This window comes from Enterococcus mundtii (assembly GCF_003957375.1).
Lineage (GTDB): Bacteria > Bacillota > Bacilli > Lactobacillales > Enterococcaceae > Enterococcus_B > Enterococcus_B spodopteracolus.
In genome coordinates, this window is record NZ_CP025473.1 from 2394125 (window position 1) to 2415529 (window position 21405).

21 protein-coding genes are annotated in these 21405 nt (G+C 38.7%); 3 read left to right on the forward strand and 18 right to left on the reverse strand.

Features of this window, described 5'->3' with window-relative positions:
- Positions 1-7 precede the first annotated feature (7 nt).
- From CYK55_RS11645 to CYK55_RS11655, 3 genes are all read right to left on the reverse strand, one after another.
- Positions 8-661: a histidine phosphatase family protein gene (locus CYK55_RS11645; RefSeq protein ID WP_034687119.1), complete on the reverse strand. Its 654-nt coding sequence runs from the start codon at positions 659-661 to the stop codon at positions 8-10.
- A 324-nt stretch (positions 662-985) separates the two neighbouring features.
- Positions 986-1489, reverse strand: coding sequence for a tRNA (uridine(34)/cytosine(34)/5-carboxymethylaminomethyluridine(34)-2'-O)-methyltransferase TrmL (gene trmL / locus CYK55_RS11650; RefSeq protein WP_034687121.1), 504 nt, complete (start codon positions 1487-1489; stop codon positions 986-988).
- A 229-nt stretch (positions 1490-1718) separates the two neighbouring features.
- Positions 1719-2576: a methyltransferase domain-containing protein gene (locus CYK55_RS11655; RefSeq protein ID WP_034687123.1), complete on the reverse strand. Its 858-nt coding sequence runs from the start codon at positions 2574-2576 to the stop codon at positions 1719-1721.
- Positions 2577-2769: 193 nt separating this feature from the next.
- On the opposite strand from CYK55_RS11655, the gene CYK55_RS11660 reads away from it, so the two are divergent.
- Positions 2770-3411 carry a copper homeostasis protein CutC gene (locus CYK55_RS11660; RefSeq protein ID WP_034687125.1) on the forward strand — a complete coding sequence of 214 codons (642 nt, stop codon included), beginning with the start codon at positions 2770-2772 and terminating at the stop codon, positions 3409-3411.
- A 58-nt stretch (positions 3412-3469) separates the two neighbouring features.
- On the opposite strand, the gene mgtE is transcribed toward CYK55_RS11660, so the two are convergent.
- The 4 genes from mgtE to CYK55_RS11680 are packed head-to-tail and all read right to left on the reverse strand — an operon-like array spanning position 3470 to position 7230.
- Entirely contained in the window at positions 3470-4831 is a 1362-nt protein-coding gene (gene mgtE, locus CYK55_RS11665) for a magnesium transporter (protein WP_034687127.1), read from the reverse strand.
- A 17-nt stretch (positions 4832-4848) separates the two neighbouring features.
- A complete protein-coding gene (locus CYK55_RS11670) occupies positions 4849-5748 on the reverse strand; it encodes an RluA family pseudouridine synthase (protein ID WP_034687129.1) in 900 nt (299 codons plus the stop codon).
- A gap of 2 nt (positions 5749-5750) precedes the next feature.
- A complete protein-coding gene (locus tag CYK55_RS11675) occupies positions 5751-6548 on the reverse strand; it encodes an NAD kinase (RefSeq protein ID WP_010734258.1) in 798 nt (265 codons plus the stop codon).
- On the reverse strand, positions 6526-7230 hold the full coding sequence (locus tag CYK55_RS11680; protein WP_034687131.1) for a GTP pyrophosphokinase: 705 nt from the start codon (positions 7228-7230) through the stop codon (positions 6526-6528). Before CYK55_RS11680 ends, CYK55_RS11675 begins: the two co-directional genes overlap by 23 nt.
- Positions 7231-7360: 130 nt before the next feature.
- Here CYK55_RS11680 and CYK55_RS11685 point away from each other — a divergent pair, with 130 nt between their 5' ends.
- Positions 7361-7936, forward strand: coding sequence for a CYTH domain-containing protein (locus tag CYK55_RS11685; RefSeq protein WP_034687134.1), 576 nt, complete (start codon positions 7361-7363; stop codon positions 7934-7936).
- Positions 7937-8050: 114 nt separating this feature from the next.
- Positions 8051-8719: a DsbA family protein gene (locus CYK55_RS11690; protein WP_034687135.1), complete on the forward strand. Its 669-nt coding sequence runs from the start codon at positions 8051-8053 to the stop codon at positions 8717-8719.
- A gap of 279 nt (positions 8720-8998) precedes the next feature.
- Here the strand turns inward: CYK55_RS11690 and CYK55_RS11695 are convergent, their stop codons facing one another.
- The 11 genes from CYK55_RS11695 to pepF all read right to left on the reverse strand — a co-directional run bounded on the left by CYK55_RS11695 (position 8999) and on the right by pepF (position 21384).
- On the reverse strand, positions 8999-9412 hold the full coding sequence (locus CYK55_RS11695; protein WP_235186260.1) for a hypothetical protein: 414 nt from the start codon (positions 9410-9412) through the stop codon (positions 8999-9001).
- A 245-nt stretch (positions 9413-9657) separates the two neighbouring features.
- A complete protein-coding gene (locus tag CYK55_RS11700) occupies positions 9658-9924 on the reverse strand; it encodes a hypothetical protein (RefSeq protein ID WP_034687136.1) in 267 nt (88 codons plus the stop codon).
- A gap of 357 nt (positions 9925-10281) precedes the next feature.
- The gene (locus CYK55_RS11705) at positions 10282-11229 is read right to left on the reverse strand and encodes a transketolase family protein (RefSeq protein WP_034687140.1); all 948 of its coding nucleotides are present in this window, start codon (positions 11227-11229) and stop codon (positions 10282-10284) included.
- 3 nt (positions 11230-11232) lie between these two features.
- A complete protein-coding gene (locus tag CYK55_RS11710; protein ID WP_034687143.1) occupies positions 11233-12090 on the reverse strand; it encodes a transketolase in 858 nt (285 codons plus the stop codon).
- Between the two features lie 12 nt (positions 12091-12102).
- A complete protein-coding gene (locus CYK55_RS11715; RefSeq protein WP_034687145.1) occupies positions 12103-13467 on the reverse strand; it encodes a PTS ascorbate transporter subunit IIC in 1365 nt (454 codons plus the stop codon).
- A 28-nt stretch (positions 13468-13495) separates the two neighbouring features.
- Positions 13496-13777 (reverse strand): PTS sugar transporter subunit IIB, encoded by a 282-nt coding sequence (locus tag CYK55_RS11720; protein ID WP_034687147.1) that lies wholly within the window; start codon positions 13775-13777, stop codon positions 13496-13498.
- Positions 13774-15813: a BglG family transcription antiterminator gene (locus CYK55_RS11725; RefSeq protein ID WP_126134355.1), complete on the reverse strand. Its 2040-nt coding sequence runs from the start codon at positions 15811-15813 to the stop codon at positions 13774-13776. Before CYK55_RS11725 ends, CYK55_RS11720 begins: the two co-directional genes overlap by 4 nt.
- A gap of 293 nt (positions 15814-16106) precedes the next feature.
- Positions 16107-16484, reverse strand: coding sequence for an ATP-binding cassette domain-containing protein (locus CYK55_RS13885; protein WP_241234777.1), 378 nt, complete (start codon positions 16482-16484; stop codon positions 16107-16109).
- A gap of 51 nt (positions 16485-16535) precedes the next feature.
- A complete protein-coding gene (locus CYK55_RS11730; protein WP_241234778.1) occupies positions 16536-17579 on the reverse strand; it encodes an ATP-binding cassette domain-containing protein in 1044 nt (347 codons plus the stop codon).
- 356 nt (positions 17580-17935) lie between these two features.
- Positions 17936-18967, reverse strand: a complete 1032-nt coding sequence (locus CYK55_RS11735) for a zinc-binding dehydrogenase (RefSeq protein WP_034687149.1) — start codon at positions 18965-18967, stop codon at positions 17936-17938.
- 605 nt (positions 18968-19572) lie between these two features.
- Complete coding sequence (gene pepF / locus CYK55_RS11740; RefSeq protein WP_034687152.1) at positions 19573-21384, reverse strand: oligoendopeptidase F; 1812 nt, start codon at positions 21382-21384, stop codon at positions 19573-19575.
- Positions 21385-21405 lie beyond the last annotated feature (21 nt).

Here is a 21405-nt window from a genome sequence, read left to right on the forward strand (position 1 = left end):
CCTTTATTTATAGTAAAGGCTCTGGCTGTCCATTACCTAAAAAATCCACCTGATTCCATACTTTAAGGTCATATGGTAACAGATTGTTTGGTTCTCCTGTTTCTAAAATCGTCAAGCTACTATTGAATAAACCGCCCATTTCTCGTAACTGACTTAATTCTTTACCAGTCATCCACTGGATCGCAGCAGTTAAAGAGGCACCATGTCCTACAAATAGAATAGGCCCTTGATGTTGACATACTGCATCCGCAACAACTGCTTCGATCCGCGTGATTGCTTCGGTGATTGGTTCTCCTTCAAAAGGTGTTGGATCATATTTATCTAAATGATTTCGTAAATTAGGTAAGTTCTCTGGAAATTTTTTGTACATCTCTTCGATCGACTGTCCTTCTAGTTTTCCTAAACCTAATTCTCTTAATTTATCTGTATAAATGATTTCTGTCGGATGGTCCAATTCTTGATTGATCCCTTTTGCTGTATCTCTTGCACGTTTTGCCGTACTGCAATAAATAGCTTCAAAAGGAACAGACTTGACCATTTGGCCGAATGCTTTGATTTCCTCATAACTTTGAGGTAACAACGGTGAGTCTCCCTGGCTTCCTTGAAAACGTCTTTCAAGATTCCATTCCGTTTTACCATGTCTTGTAAAGTATAGTTCCATAGATGTTAGACTCCTCACTCCGTACTTGTATATAGACTATCATATAGGATTTTCCCGTTGGACCTTGTAGAAAAGCTTGTTTCTAAAAAATAGAGGCTTTCGCCAATTGAATATCGCTAAAAATCGATTGTAAAAAAACTGTGCTATCCTTTATGTAGTCTTGTTTTCGATCAGCGATGTTCACGAAATATACTTCAGCCACACCCTCGATCAAGGGGATGCAAAAGGAAGCTCCTACTCTAGCAAAACGAAGGTTGAGCAACAAGAGAAACTATTTTCTCAACTTCATCTTCTTATTAGGAGCGAAACCTCTCTTTACAACCTTTAGTCTAGCTTATCATTTTCGTAATGATGTGTTAACTCTAAATTTGGGAAACCTTGTTGACGCAATGCCTCATACACGATCATTGCCGCTGTATTCGATAGATTCAATGAACGGACGTGTGTATCATTCATAGGGATACGTAAGCATTTTTCTTCATGCTCGCGCATAAAGGATTCCGGTAATCCAGTTGTTTCTTTCCCAAACAAAAAGAAATGCTCTTCACCATCTGCAAAGTCTTCATCACTGTATACTTTATTCGCAAATTTGGAAATCAAATGTAACTTTCTATCGCCTAAATAAGCCATAAATGCTGGTAGATCTGCATGATACGTGATATCCACATCATGCCAATAATCAAGCCCCGCTCGTTTCAGCTGTTTATCATCTGTTGAAAATCCTAGAGGTTCGATCAAGTGTAACGGTGTGTTGGTCGCTGCACATGTTCGTGCAATGTTTCCTGTGTTTGCTGGAATCAAAGGTTCAAATAAAACGATGTGGTTCATACTATTCATCCTCTCATGTATATGTGAAATCCATTTTAGACTAAATCTTGATTTTTGCATAAAAAAAAACGTATCAACTCGGTGTCAGTCACTGCGAGTCGTTACGTTAGTGAAGCTCTTTTCACTATCTTTTATCAGAACAGGAACCTGATAAAAACCAATGAAAAAACAACTTGTTGCTACTATATCACCATTAAACGATTTTTGCAACCTTAACTCTATAATATTCTTATTGGAATCGTTTTCTCTTATTTCCTTTTAACAATTCTACGTCAATTGTAATTTTTCTAAGGGGTTCTTCCATCAGCGCCTCTTTTATTTCTTTTGCTACTTGCCATTCCAGTGGCGACATTGCCAAGAGATCACGGCGATTTTGTTCAGGAATCGTAAATTCATACGTCACACGTTGACGTTCCACTGACACCATTGATTCCATGAATTTGTCAACAACACGTTCGTTAGAATAGTGGTGTTTTTCTGGCTGATCTGGATAAAAAGCTTGGCGTAATTCTTTTAAATAGCCTGATTGTGGAACGACTTTTAATACCATGCCGTCATCTGCAAGTACTCGCTGAAACTCTTGATAGTGAGAAGGCGAGAAAATATTCAATATCGTCGAAAATTGTTGATCCGCAAAAGGCAAATTCGTTAAATCCGCGACACACCAAAATGCTTGCATCGGCTGTTCAGTGGCTGCATAGACACCTTCTTTCGCGATATCAAAGCCAATTGCTTGTTTTAATGGTTGTAATTGATCGATGGCCGCCAAAAAGCTCCCTTCTCCACAACCGACATCTAGGACGGTCGCATCACTTGGTAGATGCTTAGCTAACTGTTCGATCAATGGTTGATACATACCTGATTGGATCATTCGTCTTCTTGGAGCAAACATCCCTTGATCATATTCGGTCTTGATTGCGTGAGATAAAAAATACAACGTTCCCTTTTTAGATAAATCAAAACGATGATTCTTTTGGCAAATAAGCCCATTCGTGGTCGATAAAAAGGATTCTTGACATAACGGGCAACGGAACATTTGGGCATTCTCTGATAAAAATAGTCGACTCTGGTCTATTTTCTTTAACATAGTGATTATTCATTCCTTTAAAATACGTAGTGAGATAGTCATATAAAGATAAAAAACTTTCTTTAAAAACATTCGTCATCTGATATTGTCTATCATGCTATCCCCTTCATCTTACCGTTTGAAGAGCGCTTTAGCAACTGTAAAAACTATGGTATAATTTCAACAAAAGTAGACATAATAAAGGAGCAAAAATATGATCAAAGAATTTTGTGCGGAGAATTATACATCGATCCCGTTAGCCATCGCAAATGGAGCAAATCGGATCGAATTATGTGACAACCTAGCAGTAGGTGGCACTACACCAAGTACTGGTGTCATTGAAGAAGTATTGAGCTACGCTAATGAAAAAAATGTACCTGTCATGACGATCATCCGACCACGTGGTGGTGATTTTGTTTATAATGATATCGAATTGAAAATCATGCACACTGACTTGATTGAAGCAAAAAAACTAGGAACTGATGGTGTAGTGATCGGTTGCTTGACTCCTTCTGGTTGGTTAGATGAAGAAGCACTGGAAGTCTTGATCGACTCCGCAGAAGGCTTACAGATCACTTTCCACATGGCGTTTGACGCAATTCCTCAAGAACGTCAATACGAAGCCATCGATTGGTTGGTTGAACATGGCGTTCATCGTATCTTGACACATGGCGGTGTTGCCGGTACAAACATCGAAAATAATTTTGTACACTTAAAACAGTTGATCGCTCATGCAGACGGACGAATCATCATTTTACCTGGTGGTGGTATCACTTCAGAAAATGCACAAGTAGTTGCTGATACTTTAGAAGTCCACGAAGTCCACGGCACAAAAATCGTTCCTTTGTCTGAGTAAAAAAAGCGAAACTTCCTTGTCCCAGACAAGAGAAGCTTCGCCTTTTTTCATCTATCCCTTACATAAAATACCCCATAAACAACGAAGCAATATTGAAATAGATCAATACACTGGTCAAGTCACTCAAAGTGGTAATAAATGGCCCACTTGCAACGGCAGGATCAAAACCTAAACGATCCATCAACATTGGGATCAAACTTCCCGCAAGATTTGCCACTGTGATTGCAAACAGCATCGCAATACCGATAACAAAACCTAGAATAAAGTTCTGTTTCCAAAATCCTACGATCAAGAAGATCGTTAGGCCAGTCACAGCACCGGTCACTAAACCCGTCAACACTTCCGCCACGATCAACCGAACAAAGCCCTGATCTTTTTCATCTGAAATCGCCAGGCGACGTACAGCGACCGCTAACGATTGTGTACCGGCGTTTCCAGCCGTCCCTGTGATCAAAGAAATAAAGACAGCTAAAATACTTGCTTCACTGACCAATTCTTCATAATGACTGATCAAAGAGGCAGTTGACATACCTAAAAATAATAAAGTGATCAACCAAGGTAAGCGACGAGAAGCTGATTTCACTGGATTCTCATTGATTTCTTCGACGTTGACCCCCGCCAATCCAGAATAGTCACTCGCTGCTTCATCATCGATAACGTCGATGATATCATCGACAGTCACGATCCCTAATAAATGATCATCATAATCCGTGACAGGCAACGCAAGAAAGTCGTAGTCACGGAAAGTTTGTGCCACATCTTCTTGGTCATCGCCTACGTGAACAGATAATACCCGTTCACTCATCAAATCAGAGATCATCGCATCATCATCATTGACAATCAAATCACGCAACGAGATAACTCCAACGAGTTGATTGTCTTGATTGACTACATAAATGTAATAGATTGTTTCTGCCACATCTGCTTCATTTTTCAAGACATACATCGCCGAACGAACGGTTTGGTTCGCAACGATCGAAATAAATTCGGTCGTCATGATCGCCCCAGCCGTTTCATCTTCATAATGCAAGAGGTCTTTGATCTCACTCGCATCTTCTGCTGTCATCAAGCTAAGATATTTCGCCACTTGTTTCTTATCCAATGTATTCAACAAATCGACCGCGTTATCGGTATACATCTCTGAGAGCATTTCCGCAGCATAACTAGGACGCATTTCTGCTAAATATTCCTTCATATATTCGTTATCTTCTTCAATGACATCGAACATATCCGCCAATTCCTTTGGCGAAAGATAGGTATAAATCTGTTGACGATCTGCTTCCTTAAGGGATTGATAGAATTGCCCCTGTTCGTAGATATGCATCTCCAAGAAGTTATTTCTAAAATCCTGAATATTGTTTTCTCTTAGAGCTTGAGCTAACTGGGCAAATCTTTCCTCTAATTCTTGATTTTCGTCCAAACCAATCTCACCTCACCTTAATCTTCAAATCGTTTCACTATTGTTGCCATATCTTTTGCTAAAGGCTGTTTGAATGCTAATAATTTTTCTGTGAACGGATGATAGAACTGTAAGTCATAACAATGCAACGCCTGTCTAGCTATGTCTTGATCCATCCTTCCCCCATACATGTCATCGCCTAAAAGAGGACACCCGATCGCAGAAAAATGCACTCTGATCTGATGCGTACGCCCCGTATGCAATTGAATATCAACGAGTGCAATCTCTGCTGATCTGTTTTCTAACCAGTATTCCGTTTGCGCGCTTTTCCCCGTAGAAGAAACTTTGCGTTTTAATAATGATGTCATATCACGAGCAATTGGTAAATCGATCTGCCCATGCGCTTTCAACGTAGCCACATCGCCACTGACCAAGGCTTGATATTTTTTGACGAACTTCTTTTCGCGAAGCTGTACGTCCAATTTTGCATGAGCAAAACCATGCTTTGCAAAAAGCATCAATCCTGAAGTATCTCGATCTAGTCTAGTCACTACGTGGATCACCTGATTTTCATAGCCTTGTTGTTTATAATAAGCTTTCACTCGATTCGCCATCGTACCGTTAGGATGGTATTGTGCCGGTATCGAGGATACTCCAGCTGGTTTATTGACGACTAAGAGATGTTTATCTTCATAAACGATCTCGATCGGTGTTTCGTCTAAAAGAACCGTTTCATGCTCGCCTTCTGCTGGAATCACAATGGTTACCTTATCATTTTGAGCCAAAGAAAACAAGACGTTCTCAACCTGATCATTGACCATGATCGTACCGCCTTGAAACTTGATTTTCGCTAGTAGCCCTTTGGAGATCCCTTTTTCTTTTAAAAAATATTTTACTTGTTGCGCTTGCTCTTTTTCATAGATCCATGTAAATTCCATTGCTAAACCTCACCAATAAAGGCATCTTTCACACGGTGCCAAAAATGCATATGTCGATAAGAAGCAAAGTGGATTCTTTCTTCTGCAATCCGATAATAAATGGCTCGTATATTATTTTTTGAAACGTCCAATTGATCAATCGTCACCAAATAATCTGCGGTATTCTCTAAACGAATTTCCACCCATTCATCTTGAGCAATGACCATCGGCGCACCTAGCGTACGAAAAACGCGGTTATTCAATGAAGCAATCTCTGCTAATTGAAATGCATTGATACTTGGATGGATCACAGCCCCACCAACACTCTTATTATAAGCAGTCGATCCGGTAGGCGTAGATAATGCCAAACCATCACCACGGAAGCTTTCAAATAGTTCGTTCTTGATATACACATCTGCTACCATCGTTCGGTTAGAACGCTTGATTGTCGACTCGTTCAAAGCAAAAAAATGTTGATCAGGCTTATCATCTAAATAGCTGATTCGAACGTCCAGCAACGGGTAGCTGACACTTTGTTCACGATTAGTTTTCAGGCTATCGACTAGTTCTTCTAATTCATAGTCCCGCCAGTCCGTATAAAAGCCTAGATGTCCTGTATGGACGCCTAAAAAACGCACATCATTCAAAGCATGGCTAAATTGATGGAACGCTGCTAATAGCGTCCCATCCCCACCAACTGAAATCACTAACTCTGGTTGCTGATCGTCAATTTTGATATTTGCTTGAGCCAAAAGATTTTTCAATCGTTCGGTGACTGCTAATGTTTTTGGTTCCTTGTTATGAACGATCGCTACCTTCATCTTTTGCCTCCTTATGTTTATTCTCTTGATTGATCAATGAGCGATAATAGGCATCTTCAGATTTGCCTCTGCCATGTGAGAATAACCGTTGTGCTTCTTGGATTTCTTCACGGATATTCGACATTTCTTCGTCGAGTTGATACGCGGCTTCAGCTGCACGTTGTAATCGTTCACTCATCTCTTCCGGAAATACACCTTGATATTTATAATTCAACGAATGTTCGATCGTTGCCCAAAAGTTCATCGCTAACGTTCGAATTTGAATTTCTGCTAAGATTTTCTTTTCGCCACTGATCAATTGGACTGGATATTCGATCACTAAATGATACGAGCGATATCCACTCGCTTTTTTATTGGTGATATAATCTCGCTCTTGTAATACTTTCATGTCTTTTCGGTTACGGATGATCTCAACCACCTGATGGATATCTTCTACAAATTGGCACATGATTCTTAGCCCAGCAATGTCTGACATTTCTTCCTCTAAACGCGCCATTGGGATATGACGCAATTGAGACTTGGTAACGATGCTTTCTACCGGTTTGACCCGCCCCGTCACAAACTCGATTGGGACATGGCGATTTTGTTCTCTAAATTGTTTACGTATTCCTCTTAGTTTTACTTTTAATTCTGATACTGTTTGTTCGTAAGGTGCTAAAAACTCTTCCCAGTCTCGTTCCATAATCTATACCTCTACTTTGTTAACATTCATAGATATTCTAACATATAAACATAGTTTTTTTGCACCTTCTGTCTTTGAAGTTGACCAAAAACAAAAAATTAGGCAAAATAAAAGAAAAGGGGCGAAGCCAATGACTGAAATGTTAGAGATCGAATTTAAAACATTGCTAGCTAAGGAAGATTACACGCGTTTGCTTTCGCACTATCAACTTACAAAGGAATCCTTCCATATCCAAACCAATATTTATTATGACACGCCTGATTTCCAATTAAAACAGCGTGGTTGTGGGTTACGTATCCGCTTATTAGATACTTATGCGGAGTACACATTAAAAACGCCAGCTACAGAAGGAAAATTGGAAACAACAGACACCTACACACTCCAAGAAGCCACTAAAATGATCGAGGAACAGACACTACCACAAACGGGCGGTGTTTTAAAAAAACTTCATGAGCTATCGATCGATTCCAATCAATTGTTTAAAATCGGAGAACTGACGACTAAGCGTGTTGAATTTCCTATTGATGAAGGTTTGTTAGCCATTGACGAAAGTTGGGGGGAACAACTTCACGACTATGAATTAGAATTAGAAGTCACTGATGCTGCCAGTGGAAAAGTAGCATTTGAGCACTTCCTTCAACGTCAAGGAATTCCTTATCATCCTTCAAAAAATAAAATCCAACGAATGTTTGAGGCCAAAAATTAGAACTCTATCATTTTCACAAGGCTCATGAGTTCATTTTTTCGGGATTTTCTGGTAAGTTATACGTTGTGAATATTATTCATGATTTGCATAGAATCTAATTTGGGGGAGATTCGTATGATCGAAATCTATTTTTTTGTTAATCCATTGGGGAAAAACTGCTTTCATTTAGAGCAACAGCTCGTTCAGTTTATTGATGAGGAATATGGAAAGAAGCCAAAAGACAAAGTACAATTTCGTTTTCTACCACTAGTTAACTTGCAGACAATCGGGGATGTCATGCAGACTAACGGGATTTCTCAAACTAATCTTGAAGAGCGCAACAAACTATTTTCCATTACTTATTCAGCCGCATTAGATTGCAAAGCTGCGCATTTTCAAGGAAAGAAAAAAGGAAGACAATTTCTTAGCCGATTACAAGAAGCAGTCAGTTGTAAAAAAATTCCATATTCTCAACAGCTTTCTGAATCGATTTTTTCAGAAATTGGAGATCTAGACATGTTCAAAGAAGATCGCCAATCTGAATTTGTCAAAGAAGCATTTTTCTCAGACCAAAAAATGGCCCGTGAAATGGGAATAAAGAAACATCCATCTGCTGTTGTTTATAATTATAATCGTGAACAAAATTTTGGAGTATTAGTTGAAGGCATGAACAGTGTTCGCCAAATCATGGCGATCTGTCAAGGCAAAGAAGACAGCTATCAGCTGTTTGAAAGCCATCCATTGCACGCAACGAATCCACAACTTCATTCCGGAAATAGCCATTTATCTTTGCTTTCAAATTAAATAATAGATGTGTGTATCACACAAAATTAAAAGACACAAAACAAGGTAAACTGTTTTATGTCTTTTTTACTATTTTTAAATCAGATATATTGTATATGGTTAAACATTTCCTACCCCATGAATACGGATCTTTGACTTGACGTACCACGCCCCTCTCCTTCGGTAGCAATTAATTTCTGACCTTGTGAAGGAGTGCCATTTTCAATATCCAGTATTTTACCTGTTTCAATATTTTGTAATACAAAAAGTCCATCACCTAAAAGATTACCTACACCTACTTTATACAATCACCCATTTGAATTGAGACCTTGACGTTGCAATTCTTGGATTTCCTTTGCTATCAAAAGATCTTTCTGATACAGAGAAGGATGCTGATTTGATAAATCCGTTGAACTGATGAGGATCAGTTGAGAAAGTGTACCTCTCAGTAGCAAAATTATAAAACATATGCCATTTTTGATTCCATGAGCCAATATTATTGTACATGATTACTTGGTCAAGATTAGATTGACCCAAATCCAACGGCCTTCCCAAACCCATTGCACTTTCAATTCTCACCACTTTATTTTTAAAGGCGTCCGCGACATTAGAACCTGGTATGTTTTGATCCAAATCTGCCGAGACTGTTTGACTTCCTCCGACTACTCCTAATGCCGTTGCTACAAATGCTCCTACCATTAATTTTGTGATCACTTTCGTTTTCTTGTTCCCCTTTTTTTATTTTGATACAAATCGATTTGTTGAACACAGTATGCCATTTTTTTTATTTAGTAAATTTACTATGAATTTTTTCATGTTTTTTATTTTTATTATTAAACATAAAAATATATTGTGTGCCAACTATATAAAAAAGAGAATCGTCGGCTATTTGAAACACCTACAATTCTCTAATTACTTCTATTAAGTTATAAATGATACACACTGCCACACTAACTTCTTTAAACAGCAGAATGATTCGTCTTTCTTTTTTTATTGACAACAACTAACAAAAGCAAGCATATAAGAAGACTAATGACTCTTAGTGCGGGAGTAAATAATAGCAAGATCATCAAATTGGCAAACCCTTGAACAATGGCAGAATCCGATTGATACAATTGATCCAATGGCTCTGCAAACACGCTCACATACTTATAAACATACGCAGTAAATAAATACATAGCAACACCTACTCCTACGATAAGGATATTTTTTGTTGATTTCGACAATTTCTGTTCCTCCACCTAGTGTTTATTGATCGAGTTTCTCTTTTTGTTTCCATAATCGGTCAATAAAATTTTTTTATGCTCTAGCCAGAAATCCTCTTTACCTCTAAATAATAAATCCTAAAGAATATATGTACATGTTTCGTTCTAATTAGAAAAGCTGTAGACATTCATAGATCATCTCCTTATTCGTTGATCAACATTCTTCATCTCCTCACATTTATAACATAAGACAATAATATTCACCTTATACAAATCCATTGTATTACTAATGGATCATCAACTCAAAAAAGGAGTAAAAAAGGGTTGCCCCTTCATTACTCCTTTTCGCTATCAAATGATCGTAGTCAACACGCTGACTTATTCCATCATTTGCTTTTTTATCCCAGCAACATCCAACCCAAATTCTTGTTGCAAGAAATCTGGTGTGCCAACTTGACCAAAGCGTTCATTGACACCGATTCGTTTCAGAGGAACGCCAATCCCTTCTTCTGCAAGAACTTCAGCGACTGAACTACCCAAGCCGCCAGTAATCGAGTGATTCTCAATGGTTACGATTTTTTTCTTGCCAATTGCTTCACTGAGGATCAACTCTCGATCAATCGGTTTGATGGTAAACATATCGATCACTTCACAGCTGATTCCTTGTTCCATCAATTGTTCAGCGACTTGTAATGTTTCAGAAACGAGTTGCCCTGCTGCAATCAGCAGATAATCCGTCCCTTTACGCAAAACATTTCCTTTGCCTAATACAAATGTTGAACCTTTCTCATAAACAGGCGTGACGCCTTTACGATTTCCTCGTACATAATGGATTCCTGACATTTGATGAAATTCTTTGATGATCCATGCCATTTGTACGTCATCTGCCGCATCACATACTACGGAATAAGGGATGGCTTTCATTAAAGCCACGTCCTCCCAAGTCGTATGAGTTCCCCCATTGTGCCCTGCAGCAAATCCCGGATCTGAACCATAAATATTGATGGTATTCCCGCCGTAGCCACCTGAAATAAACAGTTGATCAAATACCCGGCGTGTCGCAAATGGACCAAAAGTATGGATAAATGGCGTGTACCCTGTCAAACTTAATCCTGCTGCAACGCCAACCATATTTGCTTCGGCAATTCCCATATTGATAAAGCGGTCAGGATGTTCCTTTCCAATCGCTGTCCAACCACTTGCAGAACCTAGATCAGCATCTAACGCAATGACTTTCTCATCTTTTTCCATCAATTCATTGATGGTTTCTACGACACAAATTCGTAATTCTTTTTCGATTACTGTCAATTTAGTTAAATGGAACATCCCTTATCGCATCCTCTCGATTTTTTCTTCTAATGTTCGGATTGCTTGATCTGCTGCTTGGTTGACTTGTTCCGTATTGAATTTCACGGAATGATTGGCAGCTAAAGTTTCAAAATACGGAACCCCTTGCCCCTTAACGCTATCAAGTACCAGACAAACTGCTTGATCAGTCACTTCTTTACATTCGTTGATTGCAGCATCAATCGCTTGTATATCGGAACCCTTTACTTTTAAAGTATAGAAACCGAATGCTTCCATTTTTTTCTGTAAATCGAACGGGTCAAGGATGTCCTTTGTTTCTCCATCTAATTGCTTCTTATTATCATCGATGATCACGATGCAATGGTTTAATTTAAAATGAGCGATATATTGGAATGCTTCCCAACATTGGCCTTCATTCAACTCTCCATCTCCCACAATCAAGTACACATAGTTGTCTTTGTTAGCGTGCTTAAAACCTGTAGCGATCCCCGCAGCTATTGAAGTCCCTTGTCCTAAAGAACCTGTAGTTGCATCAACACCAGGTGTTTTTTTGCAATCCGGATGAGAAGGCAGTCTTGTTCCACCTTCATTGATCGTCAGTAACCATTCTTTGTCAAAATAACCAACATTTGCTAAAGCACTGTATAACCCAGCTCCTGCGTGTCCTTTAGATAAGACCAACCGATCACGTTCTTCCCATTGGGGATTTTTAGGATCGATCTTCATCTGCTTACCGTATAAGACGGCTAACAACTCAACGATCGAAAATGAACCACCTAAATGTCCTTGCCCCATATGTTTGATACTGATCAATGTATCTAATCGTATTTTAGTTGCTAATAATTCCAGTTCTTTTAGCTGCTCTTCCTTGATGGTCAAAATAATCCCCCCTTACTCTGCGACTGTATCTGATTTTTTACTTTTCTTTAAAAGTGTCAAACCGATCAAAACAGCAAGTACAGCGACCACACCAGAAATAACTGCAATTTGTCCGCCCATATTTGCTAAGTTTCCTAAAAAGATCCCTGAAACACCATAATCTGTATCTGAGAAAGTTGAACCTTGGAATCCAAGATCGCCCATTACTGGCATCAACAAGATCGGCATGAAGCTAATGATGATCCCATGGATAAAGGAACCGATGACCGCACCACGTACGCCCCCAGTGGCATTTCCATAAACACCGGCTGTCGCGCCACAGAAGAAATGAGGAACTACGCCAGGAATAATCACTGTTGTCCCAGCAAAGACCATGATCACTAAACTAACTAATCCACCAACAAAACTTGTTAAAAAGCCAATCAATACAGCATTTGGTGCATAAGGGAACACGATTGGACAATCCAACGCTGGAATCGAATTCGGTACTAATTTTTCAGAGATTCCTTTAAATGCAGGAACGATTTCAGCTAAAATCAAACGTACACCGGCTAAGATCACAAAAACACCTGCGGCAAATGACCCCGCTTGTTGTAAAGCATAAATAATATAATTCGTGCCATCGCTCAATGTGGTAGTAATATAGTCACTTCCGGCAAACAACGCTACGATCACATAGACGATTGCCATCGTAATCGTGATACTTACTGTTGAGTCCCGTAAAAAAGATAACCCTTTAGGAAAATTGATGTCTTCTGTTGATTCTTCTTTATTTCCAACATACTTACCGATTAAGCCACTCAATGCGTAGCCAAAGTTCCCTGTATGACCTAAAGCTACAGAGTCATTTTTTGTGATTTGACGTGTAAACGGTTGTGCGATTGCTGGAAAAATTGTATTACAAATGCCTAGCGCTAACCCACCGAATAAAACCAGACTAAACGTACTCATTCCTGTTACACTTAAAATGACTGCAATCATACATGCCATGTATAACGTTGCATGTCCTGTTAAATAAATGTATTTGTACCGAGTGATTCTCGCAATCAAAATATTGAATGCCATCCCCGCTAACATAATAAGTGCTGTATATGTTCCATAGGTAGTTAGAGCTAACGCTACGATCGCTTCATTATTAGGAACAACTCCTTGCATATTGAATGCGACTTGAAACATTTCTCCAAATGGCGCCAACGAACTTTCTATGACTCCTGCACCAGCTGTCACAACCAGAAATCCTACAAAGGTCTTGATTCCGCCTTTAACAGTCGTTGCCACATCTTTTTTCTGCAACATATTACCCAATACAGCAATCAATGCCACTAAGATTGCTGGTGTACTCGCAATATCGATCAATAGATCTAAAATACTATTCATTTATTTTTCCTCCCTCCAAAAAATTTTTTTATAGTAATCCTTTTTTTCTACATGTCTCAGCTACTTTTTCTTTCAATTCATCTAGATCGATGATACTCTCCAACACAACGATTTCGCCTAAATGTTGTGCGCTATCTGCTAAATCTCTACCGATAAAAAAGACATCTGCTAATTCTGGTGCTGCACTTCCCAGATCGTAATGAGCAACTTCCACTCCACTTATCCCTAGATCACTTAATACGGAATTGATATTCATCTCCACCATAAAACTGGATCCTAATCCTGAACCACATACTGCTGCAAATTTCATTTTTCATCTTCCCCTTCTTTGATCACATGGATGATTTCTTCTACATCTTTCGCTTCGAGTAATGACGCTAAACGTTCTTTATTCGACAAAATTTTCGTCAAGCTAGCTAAAGCTTTCAAGTGCATCTCGTTGTCCACTGCTGCTAAACAGATAAATAATTGGATTGGATGTTTTTCATCATCGCTCAATAAGACTGGATCAGTTACCTTCAGTAATGACATCCCAATTTCTTTTACTCCATCTTCTGGTCGTGCATGAGGCAAAGCAATTCCTTTTCCAATATGGATAAAAGGCCCATGTTCAATGACCTTTTCAATCATCGCCCCCACATACTTTTCTTCGATTTTATTAGTCGTTAACAAAGGCTGAGCTGCCTCGGTGATGGCTTCTTGCCATGTCAGTTGTTTGTCCGTAAAGTATATGGTTTCTTTTGTTAATAATTCTGATAACATCGGCCGTTGATCTTCCCTTCTATTCAATTCTTTGTTTATTTTTCTCTCGACGATCTGTCGCAGTTTCCTCTTTGTCATTCCTTCTTTTAAATCAATATATGGAAAAATCACTTCCAAAATTTCTTCGATCGAATGCACACCTCTTTCTGAAACATAAAATGCTTGTTGGACCTTTTTAACTAATTCATTTTTTTCTAAAGGAGTCATGATGGGTTTCACAACATAACTGGTCACCGGTGTTTTTAGTGGGACACTGGAAAACACCATATCAATGTCTTCCGAAAAACGAAGCATCTGATATTCTTCTGTTGATCGTGCCGGCAAAAATTCGATTTGTGGAAATAGCTCTTGTAATTCCGATTCCATGATCAAGCCAGAGCTGATGCCACTAGGACAGACGATCATCGCCTTTAATCGTTGGTAATGGTGTCGTTCCTTTTGCTTTCTGATCTCTCCACCAAATAAAATCGTAAAATAACCAAATTCTGTATCCGGAATCTCGCCAACTAATTGTTTGAGCGGATAAAGCGCTAAACGAGTCAATTCAAATAATTCTCTATATTGGGTTTTGATTTCATCGATCAACACATTATTCAATGTGAATCGATAGCGGATACGAAAATAAGCGGGAACAAGATGATAAAAGAAATTCATCAATAATTTCCGGTAGTCAACAAACCGGACAGCGGATAAACGTTCCATCTCATGGATGACCTCTCTTGCACATTCCAATAAAAATTCTACAGAATGATCCTCAATATCACCTTGTAAGACAGTCTTTAAAAGCACAGTCAAATAGCATTCTTCTTCTACTTGATTTTTGATTTGACCAAAATCTGTTAAAAATTTTTTGCTTGCTTGATAGACATTCAAAGAGGTCAGCATCTCTTTGTCTTTTTCAGTTAGAAAAACTGCTTTTTTTGTGATCCGTGACAATAAAAAACTAATAAAATACAACATTTCCTCAAAACGACTAGGAACGATAATTAAATCAAATTCCTCTAAAATACGAAGCAGGCGGTCTCTCACCACAACATAATTCGTTCTAGAAATGCCATAGATCCCCTCAAAAAGTAACCAGTGGCCGTTCTTGGTGTCTGTTAGTACTCCCACAGTTGAATAAGCTACGCGGCGAACATCAAGTTCAGCGCCATCTAGGTAGAAGCCTTTTTTTCTCGAATAAAACAGGCGAATGTCTTCTTCTTGGAGTTTCATTCTTAAATTTCTGACATCTTTTAAAACTGTATTCTTACTTACATTGAATAATTCTTGAAAATAATAAACAGATAGATCATCAACCATCGAAAAGGCAAGAAGATAGATCATGGCTTGTCTTTCCTCTTCAGAAAAATATAGTTCCTGTTTTGATACTTCAAAGAGGACTTCAGACCATCGTCGTCGAATCACCTCTGGAATCAGTACCTCCTCTCCAAAGATATTTATTTTTTGCCCTAGCTTTTTTTCACAAAAATGATTGATTTTTGTTAATTCTATTTTTAGAGTCTCTTCCTCCAAGTTCGTCAGTTTTATCAATTTTTGTCTGTTCGTTTCCTCAAACAGATAACTCAAGCGGTAATTGATCATTCCCGTCCCCCATTTCAACTATAATGACTTTCCGTTGGAAACGCTATCACGCTTTGGCCCAATTTGACTCGTGTTTTTCCATTTTGATGGACCGAACAGAGTCGACGACGCACCCGTGTATTAAAATTAAAATAAAAAAGGAAGTCACCAAAAATAAATCTTACAAAAATAAACAGCGAAATCCCAAAATAGGAAAAACAATTTCCGGATTTCACTGCTTATTTCAGTTGCCTATTTTTGGCACTCCCTTTGACTCTCACTTAGCAACAATAGCAAGCTCGTTTTACGCTGATTCAATCTCGTCGAATCAGTTTTCGATCCTTTATTTCATAGACTTGATCTGCCACTTGTTGAACAAAATAAGGGTCATGCGAGGTAAACAAAACAGTTCCATGATATTGTTTCAAAAAATACTCTAGCGCATCCATTGTCCGCAGATCAATAAAATTAGTCGGTTCATCTAGAAGTAATACGTTGGAAGGCTTAGCAAACAACGTTGCTAGTGACAGCCGTGTAGCCTCACCTCCACTTAACGAACCAATTGATTGTTGGATGATCTCCGGTGAAAAGCTTAAATGGTGAAGTATACTTCGGATCAAACTTTCTGGATATTCGGTCTGACGCATCAAATACTGTAGGACGGTCATATCCTCAACATAGTGATAATCCATTTGCTCATAGACAGCAAAAGTAACTTTGGGACTAAGCTTCACTCCATTTTTTTACTGTAAGATGTGTTGTAATAAACTAGATTTTCCACTGCCATTCGATCCAATAATCGCGATATTTTTTCCTAGAGCGAAGGCAAAGTTAACTTCACCAAGCAGGACTTTTTCATTATAATGGATCGTCACTGATTCACCTACGACTGGGAACTTATTGTGTAAAACAGTTGTTTCTGACTGCGGGAAATCAATCGGATGCTTTTTTTGTACTCTTGCGACTTCTGATAATTTTTCTAAACGTTTCTCCATTGACTTCGCCGCTTTCATTATCCCTTTTTGACCACTTTCTTTTTGTTTTGTTCCTGACAAACGATCAGGTTTCCGACTATTTTTATTACTTCTGCTTTTTTGATTGGAAGATTGCGCCATTTTTTTTGCTTGCTGCTCTTTTTTGATCATGCTATTTTCTAATTTTTTACGTTCTCTCAAATAGTCATCATGCGCTCTTTCTTGAGCAATTACTTCTTGCTCTTTTTGCTTTAGATAGTCATCATAGTTCCCTTGATACTCATTTATCGTATGTTCCGATACTTCCCATATCTTGTCAGCTAATTCATTGAGAAATAAGCGATTATGGCTAACAAAAACTATGGTTCCATAATAATACCGAAGTTCTTCAATCAACATTTGCACGCTTCGTTGATCTAAATGGGTGGTTGGTTCATCTAATAACAAACCTGGTGTGTACGTAGATAATACTTGTGCCAAACGATATTTCGTTTCTTCACCACCACTAAAGTGAGCCACTTGATTGGGGACTCGGAAACGGCTAAGTAACTCAAAATCGATTTCTTCGACTGGATGCTGATCAAGGGTATTGATCTGTGCAAAATATTCAAAATCAACCCTTCGATCTATTCTTCCTTTTTCTGGTAGAATTTCTCCAGCTAATAATTTAAGTAACGTCGATTTCCCGCTACCATTATCTCCGACGATACCGATCTGCGCATTCTCATAAATCGCTTGCTCATTGATTGTTAATACTTCTTTTCCGTCATACGTAATCTCGATCTCTTTTAATTGCATTACTAACGCTTCCATTATTTGCACTCCTTTTGTGTAAATGAACATCCTTCTAACGGAAACACAAAAAAGAAGCAGCCTGCGAAAGACTGCTTCTTCAGGAATTTTGTCCATACTAAAAAAGCATAGAAAAAAAGCAAAGTTCCCGTGAACTGTCATTTACAAGTTGTTTTTAAACGATTCAATTAATTGTTTAAAAATACTTGATCCAAATAAAACAACCACATGGCCCATCGCTCCTTTTCTCTAATTAAATTTATTTTATCATGAGCGAAACCGTTTGACGAACGGTTTCAAGGTTAATAAAAGATACTACATTGAGTAATTAGATGGTAGCATTGCTTCTTGACCTCTGATCTATTCAAACTCAAGAACTATGAGATGACCAACAGTGATTTGATTGCTTTTCGTTCATCCATTGCCTCATAAGCAGCTTGAACTTGATCTAACTCGAATTGTTGCGTAAAGACTTTACCTGGTTCGATTTCATTTGATAAGACTGCTTCTAATAGTGAAGCTCGGTCGTGAGTCGTCACAGCCGCAATCCCTCCACGTAAGCCAATATTACGATAAAACAAAGCGTTCGTATCCAAATCATCTACGTGAGGGACGCCAACACGTCCAACAACCGCACCTGGTCGACCTACTTTTACAGCCGTTTCAACTGCTTGTTGTGTTCCTACGCATTCTAACACTGCATCCGCACCGGCACCTGTTAATTTCATGACCTCAGCGATTGCTTCTTCTCCACGAGCCGCAATGATATCCGTTGCTCCAAATGTCAAAGCTAGCTGTTGACGGTCTTCATGTCGACTCATCGCAATGATTTTTGATGCGCCTAACAATTTTGCTCCAATGACTCCGCATAACCCTACAGCTCCATCTCCGATCACAACAACTGTATCTCCTTCTTTCACCTCAGCACTCACTGCTGCATGATAGCCCGTTGCCATAACATCCGCCAACGTAACAAAAGAGTTTAACATATCATCAGAATAATCTTCTGGTTTACCAGGGATTTTTACTAATCCCCAATTCGCATTGCGATAGCGAATATACTCTGCCTGATACCCTGTTGAACCTGAAGTATCTGATAAACAATCTCCATCAAACCCAGCTAAACAAGCCTCACATTCCCCACAACCATGGGTAAAAGGCACAATAACAAAATCACCCGGTTGAACATTTGTAACATCTTCTGCTACCTCTTCAACAATACCAATCGCTTCATGTCCCGCAGCAGATCCTGCTTCTTTTTTAGAGATACCACGATACCACCATAAATCAGAACCACATACACTTGCACGTACCACACGAATGATTGCTTCGTTTTCTTGATTCAATTCTGGCTTAGGCATTTCTTTGATAATCATTTTCCCTGGTTCTAAAAATACTGTTGCTTTCATAGCTTCCACTCCTTAGATTAATTGCTTCTAGTATATCCCCTTGAGTCAACTCCAAGTCAAATAAAAACAATTATAACCATTTTTTTACCAATAAGACGGAAGAAAATGAACTCGCGTTTATATACCCGCTATTGTATCATAACTTTGAAAAGAGAGCGTTGCATCAACAACTCTCTCTTCAGATAGCACTGTTTGACTAGTGGCTAGTTTATTCAGTTACAAAAAATAACCGTTAAACCTTCCGAAGTTTAAAGAGCGGTTATTTTTTGTTGTCTTTGTCGCTGACGATCGAGACCAATGTTGCAAACGATAATGTAAACATCCATGCCTCAAACACAGACATGCTTATTCCTTTCTAGAAGAAAGCCACAGATCAACATAGGTATCACCTCTTTTCTTAAGGCTAGCCACCGCATCAACTTTACTATCCCTGTCAATATACTATAAACCGAAAATCCAAACCTTAATTTTTGAATTCTCATGTTATTTTTAACAGTAAGAACCGGAAAAGTGTTGAGTGAGAAACTCACACACTTTTCCGGTTTTTGGCAGGATCAGAACGGACCTAGAAAGATCCAATCAATAGATCACTCAACACATGATTTCTATAATTCTTCCACTAATGCTTCTAATTCATTTAATCGTTGTTCAAACACGGCCATTGCATCTTCAATATAAGCTGCTTGGGTCATGTCCACACCAGCTTTCTTCATTACTTCTACTGGATAATCGCTGTTTCCTGCTTTTAGATACGTTAGGTAAGCATCTAATGCACCTGGTTCTTTCTCCCAGATTTTCTTCGCTAAAGCAGATGCAGCAGAAAATCCTGTTGAGTATTGATAGACATAATAATTATAGTAGAAATGTGGGATACGCGCCCATTCATCTTTGATTTCTGGATCTTTTTCAACAGCCGGACCATAATACTTAGCATTTAATTCGCCATAGCTTTCACTTAGGTACTCACTCGTCAAAGGTGTTCCTTTTGCATCTTCTTGATGCATGAAGTGTTCAAACTCTGCAAATTGTGTTTGACGGAAAATTGTTCCTTTAAAACCATCTAAATAATGATTCAAGACATAAGCACGAACCCGAGGATCTTCTTCGGTCGCTAATAAATGTTCGGTCAAAATATTTTCATTTGTTGTTGACGCAATCTCGGCTAAAAAGATTGAATAGTCGCCGTAGACGAAAGGTTGATTCGAACGTGTGAAATAGCTGTGGACACTATGTCCCATTTCATGGACCAAGGTGAACAGTTGATCCAACGTATCATGCCAGTTCATCAGGATGTAAGGGTTGGTATCATAACTACCAGAAGAATAAGCGCCACTGCGTTTCCCTTTATTCTCGACTACATCAATCCAACGGTTTGAAAATGCTTCTTTTACGACAGCTAGATATTCTTCTCCCATTGGTGCAAGTGATTCAATGGCTTTTTCTACTGCTTCTTCATACGTAAATTTGATTGGTGCTTCACCTAATACTGGCGTATACAGATCATACATATGCAACGTATCTAAATTTAATAGTCGTTTACGTAGTTCCATATATCGATGCAATAACGGCAAATGTTTGTTCACAACAGTAACTAAAGTATCATAAACACTTTCAGGAATATGGTTATTGCTTAGTGCAGCTTCTCTGGCAGAAGCGTATCGACGTGCTTTGGCTTTGAAGTTGTGTCCTTTGATATGTGTTCCAAGTGTGGAAGCAAAGGTGTTTCTAAATTGTGCATATACGCTGTATAGTCCTTTGAACGCTGCTTCACGTACTTCGCGATTTGTACTTTCTAATAATTGACCATATACACCATGCGATAATTGGATCTTTTCACCATTCTCACCAGTGATTGTTGGGAACTCTAAATCAGCATTATTCAACACTGCAAAGGTACCACTTGAAGCACCAAAGATTTCTCCGGCTCCAGCAAGTAATGCTTCTTGATCTGCTGACAAGATGTGTGCGCGGTTATCAACCATTTGTTTGACATAATGACGATAAACTTCTAATTTTGGTTCTTCTTCAAAATATTGCCAAATTTGCTCATCAGAAAGTTGCAATACTTCTGGCTCATACCAAGCAATTGCTTCACTCACTTTTGAAAGTAAACTTCCAGCACGAGCATACAATGCTTGATATGTCGTATTTGTCGTATCTTGATCATTTTTTAAATGGGAATAGACATAAATAAGCTCAACTTTACGATACATTGTTAAGACAAATTCAAGCGCCTCCAAAAATGCTGTTGCTCCATTGCCTAATGTTCCTTTATAATGCTCAGAATTTTTTAATTCTTCAGTCAATTCTTCGTACTTTTTATCAAATTCTTGATCGCTTGAAAAGATTGGTGTTAGGTCCCATGTCAATTTGTCAGGCAAATCTTCTCTATTTGGTAACTTCGTTGTTTCGCTCATCTGTTCCACTCCTTTTGTTCA